Source organism: Paenibacillus gorillae, from assembly GCF_000513275.1.
In the GTDB taxonomy this organism is placed as follows: domain Bacteria; phylum Bacillota; class Bacilli; order Paenibacillales; family Paenibacillaceae; genus Pristimantibacillus; species Pristimantibacillus gorillae.
This window is the reverse complement of sequence record NZ_CBVJ010000027.1, coordinates 132,121-146,810: the sequence shown is the minus strand read 5'-3', so window position 1 is coordinate 146,810 and position 14,690 is coordinate 132,121. Positions and strand designations below refer to the sequence as shown.

The 14,690-nt window shown below is 48.7% G+C and carries 14 protein-coding genes and 1 pseudogene; 1 reads left to right on the top strand and 14 read right to left on the bottom strand.

Features of this window, described 5'->3' with window-relative positions:
• Nucleotides 1–58: 58 nt before the first annotated feature.
• The 9 genes from TY10_RS05210 to TY10_RS30250 all read right to left on the bottom strand — a co-directional run bounded on the left by TY10_RS05210 (nucleotide 59) and on the right by TY10_RS30250 (nucleotide 7,696).
• Entirely contained in the window at nucleotides 59–1,405 is a 1,347-nt protein-coding gene (locus TY10_RS05210) for an FAD-binding oxidoreductase (protein WP_042161267.1), read from the bottom strand.
• A 231-nt stretch (nucleotides 1,406–1,636) separates the two neighbouring features.
• Nucleotides 1,637–2,794, bottom strand: a complete 1,158-nt coding sequence (locus TY10_RS05205) for an MFS transporter (RefSeq protein ID WP_042161265.1) — start codon at nucleotides 2,792–2,794, stop codon at nucleotides 1,637–1,639.
• 104 nt (nucleotides 2,795–2,898) lie between these two features.
• On the bottom strand, nucleotides 2,899–3,966 hold the full coding sequence (locus TY10_RS05200; protein WP_042161263.1) for an LLM class flavin-dependent oxidoreductase: 1,068 nt from the start codon (nucleotides 3,964–3,966) through the stop codon (nucleotides 2,899–2,901).
• 98 nt (nucleotides 3,967–4,064) lie between these two features.
• Nucleotides 4,065–4,346, bottom strand: coding sequence for an ArsR/SmtB family transcription factor (locus TY10_RS05195; protein WP_042161261.1), 282 nt, complete (start codon nucleotides 4,344–4,346; stop codon nucleotides 4,065–4,067).
• A gap of 224 nt (nucleotides 4,347–4,570) precedes the next feature.
• The gene (locus TY10_RS05190) at nucleotides 4,571–5,338 is read right to left on the bottom strand and encodes an ABC transporter permease (protein ID WP_042161259.1); all 768 of its coding nucleotides are present in this window, start codon (nucleotides 5,336–5,338) and stop codon (nucleotides 4,571–4,573) included.
• Complete coding sequence (locus tag TY10_RS05185; RefSeq protein ID WP_042161257.1) at nucleotides 5,339–6,118, bottom strand: ABC transporter ATP-binding protein; 780 nt, start codon at nucleotides 6,116–6,118, stop codon at nucleotides 5,339–5,341.
• Nucleotides 6,119–6,131: 13 nt separating this feature from the next.
• Nucleotides 6,132–6,998 (bottom strand): pentapeptide repeat-containing protein, encoded by an 867-nt coding sequence (locus TY10_RS05180; RefSeq protein ID WP_042161340.1) that lies wholly within the window; start codon nucleotides 6,996–6,998, stop codon nucleotides 6,132–6,134.
• A gap of 17 nt (nucleotides 6,999–7,015) precedes the next feature.
• The gene (locus tag TY10_RS05175; protein ID WP_042161255.1) at nucleotides 7,016–7,345 is read right to left on the bottom strand and encodes a PadR family transcriptional regulator; all 330 of its coding nucleotides are present in this window, start codon (nucleotides 7,343–7,345) and stop codon (nucleotides 7,016–7,018) included.
• A gap of 210 nt (nucleotides 7,346–7,555) precedes the next feature.
• On the bottom strand, nucleotides 7,556–7,696 hold the full coding sequence (locus TY10_RS30250; RefSeq protein WP_155985703.1) for a hypothetical protein: 141 nt from the start codon (nucleotides 7,694–7,696) through the stop codon (nucleotides 7,556–7,558).
• A gap of 100 nt (nucleotides 7,697–7,796) precedes the next feature.
• On the opposite strand from TY10_RS30250, the gene TY10_RS05170 reads away from it, so the two are divergent.
• Nucleotides 7,797–8,489, top strand: a complete 693-nt coding sequence (locus TY10_RS05170; protein ID WP_042161253.1) for a YetF domain-containing protein — start codon at nucleotides 7,797–7,799, stop codon at nucleotides 8,487–8,489.
• A 41-nt stretch (nucleotides 8,490–8,530) separates the two neighbouring features.
• On the opposite strand, the pseudogene TY10_RS05165 reads toward TY10_RS05170, so the two are convergent.
• The 5 genes and pseudogenes from TY10_RS05165 to TY10_RS05145 all read right to left on the bottom strand — a co-directional run bounded on the left by TY10_RS05165 (nucleotide 8,531) and on the right by TY10_RS05145 (nucleotide 14,656).
• A pseudogene (locus TY10_RS05165) lies at nucleotides 8,531–9,616 on the bottom strand (ankyrin repeat domain-containing protein).
• An 81-nt stretch (nucleotides 9,617–9,697) separates the two neighbouring features.
• Nucleotides 9,698–10,903: a hypothetical protein gene (locus TY10_RS05160; protein ID WP_042161251.1), complete on the bottom strand. Its 1,206-nt coding sequence runs from the start codon at nucleotides 10,901–10,903 to the stop codon at nucleotides 9,698–9,700.
• A 354-nt stretch (nucleotides 10,904–11,257) separates the two neighbouring features.
• Complete coding sequence (locus TY10_RS05155; RefSeq protein WP_042161248.1) at nucleotides 11,258–12,625, bottom strand: M20/M25/M40 family metallo-hydrolase; 1,368 nt, start codon at nucleotides 12,623–12,625, stop codon at nucleotides 11,258–11,260.
• A gap of 14 nt (nucleotides 12,626–12,639) precedes the next feature.
• The gene (gene fabD / locus TY10_RS05150; RefSeq protein WP_042161246.1) at nucleotides 12,640–13,920 is read right to left on the bottom strand and encodes an ACP S-malonyltransferase; all 1,281 of its coding nucleotides are present in this window, start codon (nucleotides 13,918–13,920) and stop codon (nucleotides 12,640–12,642) included.
• A gap of 19 nt (nucleotides 13,921–13,939) precedes the next feature.
• A complete protein-coding gene (locus TY10_RS05145; RefSeq protein WP_081735118.1) occupies nucleotides 13,940–14,656 on the bottom strand; it encodes a thioesterase II family protein in 717 nt (238 codons plus the stop codon).
• Nucleotides 14,657–14,690 lie beyond the last annotated feature (34 nt).

The window sequence follows — 14,690 nt, the reverse complement described above, 5'->3', positions numbered from 1 at the left end:
GCAAAAAAAGTGATTGCGAAAGCAACCACCTTTTTGTGTTATTTCTTTATTTTAGCCTCTATGCTGGAGGAATGCTCTGCGGATTATTAAACACATTTTGAGGGTCATACTTCGCCTTTACTCGCTTCAATCTTGCATAGTTTTTACCGTAATAAACCGGCCCCGAATTTTTAATGCCTTGATCCGGAACGTTGATATACGATCCCACGATATACGGCTGCAATTTACGGCGGGTTTGACGGACTAATGCGATGTTTCGAGCTGCATTGGATTGCTTAACCCACGAGCTGTTCCACTCTACATAATACTTAGCTTTACGCCAGTAAAATGCAGTTGCTCTCGGCGCAACACGGCTTATCGCACCGCCCCAATTAAGAAAGAAGAATCCTGCCGGCGTATTCCCCTCCGCCTTTTCCAAGAACGTACGCATTGCTTTTAGTGCTTTATCCGGGAAAGGATGTCTGCCGAAGCCGCTAGAAAACTGGTTGCTGAATTTTTGAGGGAGTATCGGATCGGGTGCTAATAAGAAGCTTCTCGGCACTTTCGCATAAGGAAGCTGCCGGATTGTTTTCGTCGTAGGCGTACCAACGCTTGTAATCGGTTCTAATAAGCGAACCGCCTCGGTTTTTGAACCTAGAAACAACCCGATCATTGTGACATTGCCGCCCTTTTTCGGACCGACATTCAATTCAGTGCCCAATCGGGTGTCGACTGAAGGCGCCCATCTCTGCCACTTTTTGACCACCTTCTCGAATTGTTCCCATGGCCAGGTAACCCGAAATATAGTAGCGAAGGCCGGTGCGCGAAGCACCTTGAGCTTATATTTCGTATAGATCCCAAAGTTTCCGCCGCCACCGCCGCGGGATGCCCACAGCAGGTCTGAGTTCTTTTTACGATTCGCGACAATAACTCTTCCCTTAGCATCCACCATCTCCAATTCAATCAGAAGATCACTGATTAAGCCGGTCGTCCGCGCCAGTGGACCGATACCGCCGCCAAGCGTAATGCCGCCGATTCCAACGGACGGACTATCACCGAATGGAGCAATATAACCTTGATCAGCCAGCCTTCTAACGATACGTCCCACACGATTGCCCGTTCCGACAGTTGCAGTTAAACATTTCTTATTCAGCTTAATGGTCTTCATATCACTTACATCAATGACGATGCCGCCATTGACCTGTGAAAGGTTACCTTCTAGCGCATGCCTTCCGCTTCTTGGCCGGATAGGGACATTGTGCTGACGAGCCCACTTGACTGCATTTGCCACATCTCGTGTTTTTTGCGCAAAAACAAAAACTTTAGGAAAGCGATTCGTATGGGGGTCCCAGTTTTTACGTGCAGCATCATAACCAGGATCTCCTTTGAAAATAACTCTTCCTGTAAGTTTTGTTGCGGATTTCATGAATCCAACTCCCTTGAGTTATTTAACAAATGAAGTCCAACAATTAGGCAGTTACCATGTATATTATGAGTAAATATCATTAGAGGTATAGGCAAGTGCTGATTAGCTATGTGCAAAAAAATCAGCGCTGCCTCTTTTGCCGGCAACGCTGATTTTTAATAGAACCTGCTGAGCAGTATTAGATTACAATCTAATGCCGATTTTAAGCCTCCAAAGGATGCTCGGGTACGCTTATTTTTGTTCAGCTAATGCAGATTTCCGGCGCATGGACAAAGAGAAAATAGCCGGGATAATTGCAATTGCGACGCCAATTCCGCCAAACCAGCCGACCGCCGTAAGCGGCATGTTTTCTACAATGACACCTCCAACTACAGCCCCTACTGCCATACCCAGCTGTACGATTGAATTGTTCAAACTAAGGATGATACCCGAAGCTTGAGGAGCCATACTAATTAAGTTGCCCATCTGTACTGGCCCTGTGAACCAAGCAAAAAAGGACCATAGCATCAGCAAAGGCAGAACGAACAAGGTCGAATGGGATAAAGCCGTCAGTAAAAATAATATACCGGAGTGAAAGATCAAGCTGCCAATCATCGTGCGGGGAATGCCCCATTTATCTACACCGTAGCCGCCAACTTGGGAGCCCAGGAGACTGGCAAGCCCAAATGCAAACAAACCAATGCTGACCATCCGCTCGCTCATGCCCGTAACGGTCAGAAGGAACGGAGTGATATACGTGTATAGAATCATATAACCAAATATCCAGAAGAAACCGACGGACAGCGCGATAGAGATTCGAGGATTTTTCAACAAAGCCAGCTGCTGACGGATCGGAACAGGCGCCTCTCCTTCCGATTTCGGAATCATAAGCATCAGGACGATCATTGCGAGCAAGCTGAGCAGTCCAATTCCCGAGAAAATAATTTTCCAATCATAAGAGCCTGCAATGATTCTTCCGAGCGGAACGCCGAGAATAAGGGCGAGGTTAAAGCCCAGGAGAACTGTAGCAATAGCGCTGCCCTGTTTGCCAGGGCGAGCGAGCTTGGCTGCTACAGTCAGGGCAACAACCATAAATACCCCTGTGCTTATCGCCAGTATAATTCTTGCTCCAAGCAGTAAAGCGTACCCGCTGGTTAAGACCGTAATCAAATTTCCAATGAAGAATAAACTCAATGCCCATAACATTAGCTTTTTTCGATCCATTCTCGCAGTTACTGCAATTAAAATTGGGGTACCTATAGCATAAGCAAGCGAATAGACAGTGATCAGTTGTCCGGCTGCCGCTAGCGACACGCCTACATCATTTGCTAACATATCCAAAATACCGGAAATTACGAATTCTGAAGTTCCGACTAAAAAGCTGATAATGGCTAAAATATAAATTTTCATACTCAATGTGGTTCTCTCCTTTTCATTTTCACAGTTATAAATCTGTAGAAGTCCTGTTCAAAAAAATAAGCGCTCCATGCAATATCCTCTTGTCTGCCTGCTGTTTAAACGTTGCGGCCAGATTCCTGACGGGTAAGCTCCTTCCGGACAATCGGCGCTACTTTGGTGCCGAGAAGCTCAATTGTACGCAATAAATCGCGATGCGGCAGCGAGCTAAAATCAACGTACATCATAAACCGGGTCAACCCTAGGTTTTTGTTCAGCAATATAATCTTCTCTGCAACATACTCAGGATCACCGACATAAAGAGCACCTTGCAGGCTGCTGGCTGCATCGTACGTGTCACGAGTATAAGGCTGCCAGCCCCGCTCCCGTCCAATATGGTTCATTTGAGCCGCCATGACGGGGAAATAGCGATCTGCTGCATCTTGTGCCGTATCTGAAATAAAACCATGTGAATGTGTTGCGATCTGCAGCTTGTTCGGATCATGACCTGCTCTCACGGCAGCTTCCTTATAAAGCTCCACTAAAGGCGCGAACCTCTCCGGCATTCCGCCCAGAATGGAGAACACAATCGGAAGTCCCAGCAGGCCGGCACGTATAGCTGATTCCGGGTTGCCCCCTGAGCCTATCCATACTGGCAGGAGCTCCTGTTGTGCACGAGGATAGATGCCCATGTTGTCAATTGCCGGACGATGGGCGCCGCGCCAGGTTACCTTCTCCGAAGCGCGAATTTTCAACAGCAGTTCCAATTTCTCTTCGAATAATTCTTCGTAATGCTCCAAATCATAACCGAACAAGGGAAACGATTCGATAAACGAACCCCGTCCGGCCATAATCTCCGCCCTCCCGTTCGAGATACCGTCCACCGTTGCAAAATCCTGATATACCCGTACTGGGTCGTTCGAAGATAGCACGGTTACTGCGCTTGAGAGCCGGATCCGCTTCGTTGTTGCGGCAGCGGCGGCCAGGATGACGGCTGGCGACGAGCTGGTGTAGTCGATTCGATGATGTTCACCTATGGCATAGACATCAAGGCCGACTTGATCTGCCAATTGAACTTCTTCTATGGCTTGACGCAGCCTCTCGGCATGCGACACGCCGCCATTTCCGGGATTTGCATGCAGGAATGTACTAATGCCAAGCTCCATCGTAGTTGTTTGATCGCTCATAACATTTCTCTCCTTTTATATATCTATTTTCATTGTGGGCATCGATCTGCCCCGCTTTTCTACAGTTCTACATCTGTAGAACTGATGTTTAAAAAAATTTACGCCAGCAAATAGGGCGCAAATTTTTCTGCTATTTCCCGATTGACGTTATAGTGAATATACGATCCACTTTTGCGAAAATCAATCAAGCCAGAATCCGTTAATTGCTTCAGATGATGCGATAGTGTCGAGCCTGCAACCGATTCAAGCCTTTCACCGATGGCACTAAAACATAAATTACTCTCTTTCGAGAGCAGTAAAGCGATTTTCAACCGGGTAGGTTCTCCCAAAGCTTTATACAACTTCACGGCTTGCCCCATATCCGCTTGAGTTTCCACCATTATATCACCTCCCTGAATCTGTTCAGCAGTTCTATAACTATCGAAGTCAATATTATCACCACGATGTTCAAAAGTAAAGAGGGATATGCATTGCATTCGAAATAAAGAAAACCGTTCCTCTGTATTTCGGGGAACGGTTCGTTAATTTCGTAACTGCGGCACAATCAATACCCTCCAAATTTGAATTCAACATTCGTAGCTGTTTGTGGAAGCATTGGTCTTGTTCATACTCTCTTCTTGTAGATCCTCATTGCAAAAATATAAGCGACAATCATAATTCCAACGCACCATGCGAGCGCGATCCAGATGTCATTGCCCGCCTGCTGACCCGACAATAGTGCGCGGATGGATTCTACAATCGAGGTCACCGGCTGATTTTCAGCAAAGACGCGAACGACCGTTGGCATTGATTCGGTGGGCACAAATGCGGAGCTGATAAAAGGTAGGAAAATCAAGGGGTAAGAGAAGGCGCTCGCACCATCGACTGTTTTTGCAGAAAGTCCAGCTATAGCTGCTACCCATGTCAAGGCTAACGTAAACAGAGCGAGTATGCCGGCTACCGCAAGCCATGGCAGTACGCCCGATGAAGAACGAAATCCCATGAGCAGCGCAACAAGAATAATGACAACTACCGATATGGCATTGGATACAAGCGAAGTAAGCACATGACCCCAAAGCAAGGCGGAACGTGAGATCGGCATGGTCTGAAACCGCTCAAAAATGCCCCGTTGTACATCGGTAAACAACCGGAAAGCTGTATAGGAAATTCCGCTGGCAATTGCCATCAGGAGAATTCCAGGCAACAAGTAGTTCACATAGTTATCTGCTCCGGTTTGAATGGCCCCGCCGAAAACATAGACGAATAACAGCATCATCGCGATTGGCGTGATCGTAACTGTAATAATGGTATCCATACTGCGTATAATATGACGCATGGAGCGTCCAAGCATGACGCTAATGTCGATGAAGAAATGCTTCTTTGTCGTCTCCACTTACTTCCCCTCCTGTTTGCCGATGATTGCGAGGAAAATTTCCTCCAATGTCGGTTGTTTCTCAACGTACTCCACCTTAGCAGCCGGAAACCTCAACTTTAACTCCTGCAGTGTCCCATTGGCTATAATACGGCCTTCATGCAGAATGGCAATCCGGTCAGCAAGCTGCTCCGCTTCCTCTAGATACTGCGTAGTGAGAAATACTGTCGTCCCGCCATTGGCAAGCTCCTTGACAATTTTCCATACTTCGATTCTAGCCTCGGGATCAAGTCCCGTCGTTGGCTCATCCAGGAAAATGATCTGCGGGTTTCCGATAATGCTCAAAGCGATATCGAGTCTGCGGCGCATTCCTCCAGAGTAGGTAGACACTCTGCGGTCTGCAGCATCAGTCAGCCCAAAGCGTGTTAGCATGTTGTCCGCAACCTGACGCGGATTTTGGAGGTATCTCAGCTTGGCAATCATGATCAGATTTTCCCGTCCGGTCAATACTTCATCTACCGCTGCAAACTGGCCGGTTAAACTGATCCTCTGACGCACGTGATCGGGCTGTGAAGAAACATCGAACCCGTTAATAGCTGCCGTTCCGCCGTCTGGTTTGAGCAAAGTGGTGAGAATCTTTACAACCGTCGTTTTACCTGCTCCATTAGAGCCAAGGAGCGCGAAAATACTGCCCTTTTCCACCTCGAAATTGACGTCCTTCAGCACTTGGAGCTGCTTGTAGCTTTTTTGCAGTCCTTTTACAAGAATCGACTTGGCTTGCGCTGTTTGCACAGTTTGCATAGGGTTACCTCCCTTAAATAACTGTAACTTTCGATAAATCGGCTTCCATGCCTTTAAGCAGTGCGAAGGTCAGTTTATCCATCGTTGCCCCGTCAAAGCAGACGGTTTTGATCATCCGATAGTACTTCTTAGTCAAAGTGAAACCCGGCTGAAATGAAACATTTTTAAAGGCAGCGCCTTTGAAGGAAGCTCCGGTTAATGCCGCCTTTTCAAACTTAACGCCAATAAACGTCTGTCCGTCAAAGTTTTGCCCGCTCAGATCAGAGTACTTGAAGTCGACCCCCTCAAATAAACAGCCTTCAAAGCTCGCCTTTCTAAGATCAGTCAACGTTAACGTGACGTCGGTCAATCTTACTCCCGTGAATCTGGCTCCTTCAAGGCCCGATTTGGTGAAATTGGTTCTTACCATGATCGTTTTGTTGAAGCTGGCATTGGTCAGATCAAGCGAAGACAGCATGCAGTCCGTTAGATTGGAGCCGTCAAAATTGGCTTCCCGTACATCGCTGCTCTTAAACGAACTGCCAGTCAAATCAGCGCCAGAGAAATCGGAGCCGTGAAGCGCACTGCCTTGAAACTGTCCTTTATGGGCTTTCACGCCTGCAAAGTCGCTCTTTGCCAGATTACTTGAATTAAAATTTGTGATGACTTGCCGTTCCAGCGATCGGGAGAGATTGGCGACCTCCAGAATGGTTTCCTCAATGTCACCAATACTTTCAATTGTCATCTTAAAAGCAGTTTCGTCATCCTTGCCCTCCGCACGAAGCTCACTGTATCGCTCCTGCAAATCTGACAGCAGATCTGCCTTTAATTCGGTGACGCTTTTCACCCCATCGTATGGTGTAAAAACGCTGTTCAAATAATCCGTTAATTTTTGATTCATCATTGTATCCAATCTCCTTATAATAAATTTTCTAACACACGTTTCGCATACTCCCAATTGCTCTTATTACGGGCGTAAGTCTCCTTGCCTTTGCCGGTTATTCTAAAATATTTGCGTCGTCCGCCCTGCGATTCATCGCCCCAATACCACTCAATATCACCATCAGCTTCAAGCCGCCGAAAGCTGGAGTACATCGTAGCTTCCTTTAATTCGTATTCGCCGCCTGAACGCTCGGCAATTAGCTTGACAATCTCATAACCATAACGATCGGCTTCAGATAAGAGCCTCAAAATCATCGTATCTGTATGGCCGCGGAGCAGGTCGGATGTGATCTTGTTCTCGCTCATTTCATCACCTCCATAATTGGATAATAAGACATATTACTATGACTGTCAAGGTAATTTTTCAAATAAGGTACTTTGCCTAAAATAATCATTCTACATCATGAGAAAACAACTGCTGCCAAAACAAAGAAATAGCGATGCCTGGGAAGAACTCCCTGGCACCGCTATCTGTTTCGTAGATCAGATGATTCATTAATTTCGGAACAGCTGCCGCTATATGCGCATTTGCTCCAAAAGCTCCATGACGACATGCTCATCGACCGGAGTAAGGGAACCGAATAAACGCTCCCCTATCTCAATTTCATCGGAATGATCGACAACCTTCTGTAAAATAACTCGAAATTTTTGAGACATGTGGAAAACCTCTTTTCGAAATTATTTCGCTTAACCACTTGTATAAGGAATGGAAATGAAGGCCAATTTATGATTATCTGGTAGACAAGGGGCTCGGCACATGACATATGGAGAAATCTTATTTCGTACAGCAGCATCCTTCGTTGCTCTGCTCGTTTTGACACGTCTGCTTGGGAAAAAACAAGTCGGACAGCTCACGTTTTTCAATTATGTAACCGGAATCACTCTGGGATCTACCACTGCGGAAGTTATCGTCAACAATCACATCACGCTGCTGCAAGGAATATCCAGCTTGGTCTTATGGTCGCTCTTGGCATTTATGATCGCAATAATGGGATTACGCTCTGTCAGAACACGTGAATTTCTCGATGGCCAGCCTACAATTCTGATCAAACAAGGAATGATTCTAGAGAAGGCATTGGCTAAACAGCACCTCAACATCGACGATTTAAGCATGCTGCTTCGGAACAAGGATGTGTTTTCACCCGAGGAAGTCGAATTTGCAATTCTGGAACCTGACGGTAAGCTTAGCGTGTTGAAAAAAGAAGAACTGCTGCCTGCAACTAAGAAGGATATGAATGCAAACGTGACACCTGTTCAAAGGATCCCGACTGAGCTTGTCGTGGATGGCCAAATCGTAGAAAAAAATCTGATAAAAGTGGATGTCTCTGCCGCATGGCTCAATCAGCAATTAAAAAAAGCCGGCATTCATTCTTTGGACGAGGTGTTTTACGCAGAGCTCCAATTGGACGGGTCGCTCTATATCGACAAATATCAGGATTCGGTCCGATAATAAGGTTGTCGAAACAAATTCATTCCTCGCGGCACGCATGTTCAAGACAACTCGCCCTCAAGAAACCTTACAAGGTGCAATTCAGGCTGCGTGATAAACTCTGCAAAACTGCACAAATCCGCATAAGTCTTGTGCTCCACGTCATAACAGCCTATCAGACCTTTTTTCTTCGGATTCCAAACTAGCTGCAGTCCAGAGTAATTGTCGATATCCGCTGAAAGACGCAGCAGCTTTTGCCTGCCCACTTTCATCTGAATGGTATCGGTCAATGTGAAAAAGTCGATATACCCGATACCATATTCATTTTCCGCCAGCTCAAGGCGCAGCTTGTCTCCTAATAGAAAGCTGACCAGTTCATCGGTTAACTTATACGCTTTCAGCTCCTGCTTCTTATTTTCCGCGTTATGGAAGTCAACCGGTTCCAACGACTTCAAGTAGTCCGCCAATTCAGTATGTTTATTACTGACCGCAATTGTATACGGGCGATCACCATCTTTTTCCGCCAACGTCACGTCTGCGCCATGTTCAACTAAAAATTTGACCATAGACATAACTCCCATACGTGCAGCCACGGTTAACGGAGTTGCTCCATACGGATAGACCATATCCGGTTTATTATAGTTGATGTTCACTCCCTGATCGAGCAAATACGTGAGTGTTTTATAGTCGTGGTCCGATACGGCTTGCCGCAATACGGCACCGCCATGCAGCTTGATATCTAATCCCAGCTCATGAATAAGCGGAATATTGATTTTTGTTGCCATAGTAGGCCTGTGAATAAGCGCCAGATCCCGTACGATTGTGCTTGTCCATCTCGGCACCTTGCGCTGCAAGGTAGCGGACGATGCTCTCCTTGCAATAGCGAACAGCCCGCTAAAAAAGCCGGACTTTTGATGGACATTCAAGTTGACTCCGTTCTCCACCAACAGCTTTACAACCTCCATCTGCTGCGAAATAAGCGCCAGATCCAGTGGACTAATTGTTGTATGCTTGCTAAGGACGATACCCTCTTCAATATTCCATCCTGCTGTAATTGCTGTATGTAAAGCCGGAAGATCGCCTTTGTAAATATGCATCGCTCTTTCCGGCAATTCCTCGAATCTTCCGATGTCTTTCAGAACGATCATCTCTGCCTCTCCCACCATTCATAGAAATTTTCTTCGATCATTTCCTCGAATGAACCCGCTAACAACTTGATCTCTCCGGTATCAGTAATCGCGCGCTGCGTCGAACCAGCGTTGAGCCATCTCCTCTGTTAAAGGCTGACCTATCTGGTGATCGGACTGGCTGAGCTGCCATACGGCTTCGCCAAGGTCTTCTCTTTCGGTCGTTTCAATGCCTTTAAGGCTATTAAATCGCAAAGTGAACGCAGTAATGGCCGCCTCTGCTTCAACAAAGCTGCGGGCCTGAGCCAAGCTAGCCTGTGCTTCGTTGTAAGCTTCGTTAGCGAGCTTAGCCATACGTTTAGGCCAGGACGAGAAAGGCCGGCCAAATTCAGCAGCCCACCACTCTGCTTTTCGCAATTGGCTCACGGATACATAACCGGCCCACGGACGGATTTTTGCGCGTGCCTTCATTTGCTGCTTCAGACGCTTGCCTGCAGCCTCTTCCACATTGTAGGCGATAAATCTCTCAAGCAACGGCCACGTCTCCAAGAAAGGCATGCCCTCTAAATCAGGCATAAAACGTAGCTCCAGATTCGTTAACCGGACATGAGACGCCAACAACTCCATGTCGCAGAAGCTCCCCCACAAGCTCAGTGATTCAAGGTTTGGAAAATGGTCTAGACAGCTTAGCGAGATGGGCTGACCTAGCGGCTCGTTTTGCAGCGTGAGGCTCGTTACCCCATACAATTCACCGAGGTCGGGCAGCCTGAAAGGAGGATCCGTCTTACGTCGGCTAGTGTGCGGTGCTAGTGCTAGAGAAGATGGCAGATTCCCCGTGGCCGAGAAACGTGTTAGATCGCCAGACACACTCAAGCGGCAAGAAGCATTCGGAAGCCTCAGGCTCAATCGCCCTCCAGATTGACCCAGCTCAATATGAAATCTATGTAAAATAGATTGACTTGCATCTGCCACTGTATCGGCCGGCAGAACTGGAGCCCACTTTATCTCTTCAATGGGACGTTTCTGTGCCCATTCCAAGAAACCGGCGTCACTGCCTGAGTAGTATAGAAATCGCGGCCAAGGCGAGCCTGCCGGTGTAGTAAAGGGATTAAATACGGTCCAATCGATACGCGCATCTGACGAGACGTGAAGATCCGCCTTTTTCCCCAATTGCGATGGTCCAATCGATAGACTGCCCACTCCGGGCCGCATGACTAGTGAATGGCTGCTGGGACCCGTCAAGTCAATAGGATAATGAGCATCTTCTCTAGTAGAAACTGAAGGACGAACTTGGTTATCATTTTGCAATTCTGTTATCCTCTCTTCTTTTATTGATTTAGGTGCTAGCCTGCTAGAATTAAGAGTGCTATATACTCATAAGCGATAGATTTATCCTATATAATTTACATCTAATTTCCATTATAAAGATCTTTTACCCTGAAACCCACCTACTTTTTACCTGAATTCCGTTAACCAGAAGCACCTGCTGCATGCAACTGCAAGAATCAGAATTTTGTTAGTCCTATATAGAGCGGAGTGATTCTGGATTTTAGACCCCGTACGATTGTCCCTACTAAGCCATAAAAAACACCCCATAGAATAGGTATCGGATAAACCAGAGGTTCTCCAATGTCTATTCTAAGGGGTGAGAGGTTAGCAGACCTATCTTCCGTATCGCTCTAGCACCCGATAAATCGCATCTGTGCCAAACCGGATCGCAGCTACAGGAATACGTTCATCCGCTGCATGAATCAGTTTGGTAAACTGCATGTCCTTGGGCAGCGGCATAGGCAGGAATCCGTAAGTTTGAATGCCAAGCTTCGCAAATAATCTTCCGTCAGTACCTCCGGGCAAAAGCATCGGTACGGGAATGGCCTCCTTATCCGCTTCTTTCAGCACATCAGACAACAAATCGAACAACCCCATGTCAGGAGCTGTGGCACACGGATCATGGCGCAGCACTTCAAGGCTGATCTCATCAGGAATCGCGTAACGGCGCAGCTCTCCGATAAATTGCTGTGGAGTGACACCCGGAAGTGTCCGGCCGTCCAGCTCAACGGTTATTTCGCTGGGATGAACGTTGATTTTTTCTCCGCCTCGCACGACTGTTGCGTTGACCGTATTGCGCAGAAGCGGGGCGAACGTCGCACCCTTTTCCCCTAACAGCTTCAGAATGATGCCGCCCAACCGGGGATGAAGCAGCCCTCGCAGCAGCAACGCTGGCAATAGCGGCAGCGCAGCCGCCATGCCTTCAATCATCAGCCGGGCCGCCGGTGTCGCTTGTATGGGCAGCTTATTGCGGTTAAGAGATTGAAGCATATCCGCCAATTGCACCATGCAGTCAGCTCCCGACTTGCCCATGGAGCCGTGGCCCCCGTTTCCTGTAATCGTCGCTTTGAGCCAGCACAGCTGCTTCTCCGCAACCATTATCGGATAAAAGGTTTTCCCCAGTGCATGAAACGTAAAACCGCCGAATTCGCCAAGCGCATACTTTACGCCTGCAAAATAATGAGCATGCTGCTCTACCAGGAAGGAAGCTCCGTATTCGCCTCCCGCTTCCTCATCGCTGACAATCGCCAGAATGAGATCACCGCGCAGCGGCAGTTTATTGACATGAGCGCGCAGGAAGGCTGATACTAACATCGCCACGCCGCCTTTCATATCAAGTGCCCCCCGCCCCCAGACAAAATCGTCGTGGATATCGCCCCCGAACGGATCACGGCTCCAGGTTTGCTTATCAACGCCAACAACGTCAACATGCCCGTACAGCAGCAGTGGCGGTGCTTCCCCGCTGCCCTTTATCTTGGCTAGAAGATTGGGCCGGGCTGGATCAAGCGACTTCATTACCGTCTCAATACCTGCATCCTCAAGCAGTTGCCGGATATACATGATACAGGCAGCTTCCTCGCCAGGGGGATTTGTTGTATTGAAGCGAATAAGCGCCTGCAAAATCTCCACAGGTGACGGCAGCTCCATACGAAGCCGGGCTCTATCCTGTACCAACTCATCATGAGCCAGCCGCATAGCCATGACCTCAATCCTTTCTATAATAAACTGCCCGCGTAGGAGCGGTTAGCAGGAGAAACATCTGGCAAGATGCGAAGGCCGAACTCCGCACGAAGTTTTGCAAGCCTACGCTCTTGCTCTTCATCGGATGTGCCCTTGGTGGCAAACACCGATTCCAGCATCGCCAGCGCTTGCCGGACATGCCCCTCCTCTACTTGCCCGCCTGTCTTCTGCAGCGTCTCGATCATCTGCTGCACTCCGCGGTAAGGCGAAGCAACACCTTGTTCATATTGGGATGCGTTCCAATTGCGGTTGCGGACACAAGTGGCGATAGCGAGGCAACGATTAAGCAGTTCAATGGAATAGGCTTCTCTTGGCTTGCTTGCATCAGCCAGATGCGCCTCATCTTCCTTATCGTCAAAAGATAATACACGCAGGTCTGCCCGGTGAGCCAGCCTTTTCAATACGCTGCCTGGCCCCAATTCCACAGCAGTCGCCACGCCAATACTCTTCTGATAGGCAAGGACTGACGGCCAATTGACGGGGTCCGTTAGCCCCTTTGCCAGCAGTTCCGGAATCTCTGCCGTGTTGTTGTAAGGCAGACCCGTCAAGGAGGACACGACAGGAAAAGCCAGCTCTCCAAACGCGACGCTGCTCAATACTTCGGCAAACTGCACCGCTGCTGGCGCCATCAACGGGCTATGAAAGGGCGCGCTCACCTGCAGCGGAATGACTGTAGCCCCATGGGCGGACAGTCTTTCTGATGCTTCAAAGACAGCCTTTTTGTGGCCGGAAATGACCGTTTGCTGCTCAGAATTCATATTCGATATGACAACAATACAGCTTCCGTCTGCGCATTCTGCGCTAATATCCCTGCATACTTTGGCAACAGCATCGGGACTCGGCCCGTTGACAGCAGCCATCGCGCCGATCCCAGCTGCCGCGGCACTTTGCATCAGCTCACCCCGGCAGCGTACGAGCCGAAGCGCATCCGGGAACGTGATGGCCCCCGCACAGGTTAAAGCGGTAATCTCGCCTAAGCTGTGACCAGCAGCTATCTCAGGTGTGTATCCCCATTCCTGGCTGTAGACGCGGTACATCGCCACACCGAGCGCGAGAATGGCCGGTTGGGCATTGTCCGTCTGCGTCAGCTCTGACAACGGTCCCTCATACATCAGCTTATCTAGGCGCATGCCCAGTGCTTCGTTCGCTTCCTCCAGTGCGTCTTTAACAACCACATACCGCTCGCTCAGCGCTTTGCCCATTCCGACGCGTTGAGAGCCCTGACCGGGCAACCATATCGCATGCTTGTTCAGCATTCCATCACGCTCCTCAGAGTCAGATTGGGGCAACAGTCCCGATTAGTGTTTTGTTTATCATCGCTACCACATCGCTTTCTCTCTCTTGCAGAAAAAAATGTCCGCCTTCGAACGTCAGTAGTTCGCAGCCTTCTGTCGCATAACGCTCCCATTCACGGAGCGGACCTTTAACGCAGCCGTCATCCTTACCGCTCAAGATGGTGAGCCGGAGCGGCAGCGGCGGCCGCATCCGATGCTCGTATTCACAGACAAGCTTGAAATCTGCTCTTAAGATCGGCATAAACAGATCGAGCAGTTCCTGATGCCGGAACAGCTCGTCTGACATGCCGCCCATCCCTTTCAATTCCTCAAGAAATGCATCATCGGGAAGCAAATGAGTCTGGCGGGCCTCCTTCTGCTCACAATGCGGCGCGCCTCTGGCGGAGAGGAAGACTGCTGCAGGCAACGGCAATCCTTCCTCCCGCAGCGCATGCAGCACCTCATATCCAAGCAGACTGCCCATGCTATGGCCGAATAAAGCATATGCCTCCGAGGTGAGTGCTGCCTTCAATACCAACGGGATTAAATCCTGCACAGCCTCCTCTACGTCCCTATAAAACGGCTCGTCCATTCGGCTGCCTCTGCCGGGCAGCTCGGCCGGCACCAGACGCAGATTAGGATGCAGCTGGTTCGCCCAGCGCTTGTACACCTGAGCGGAACCTCCTGCATAGGGCAAACAAATTAAAGCTATCGTCATGTGCTCGCCTCCCGTGTTACATGTTAAATCTGGG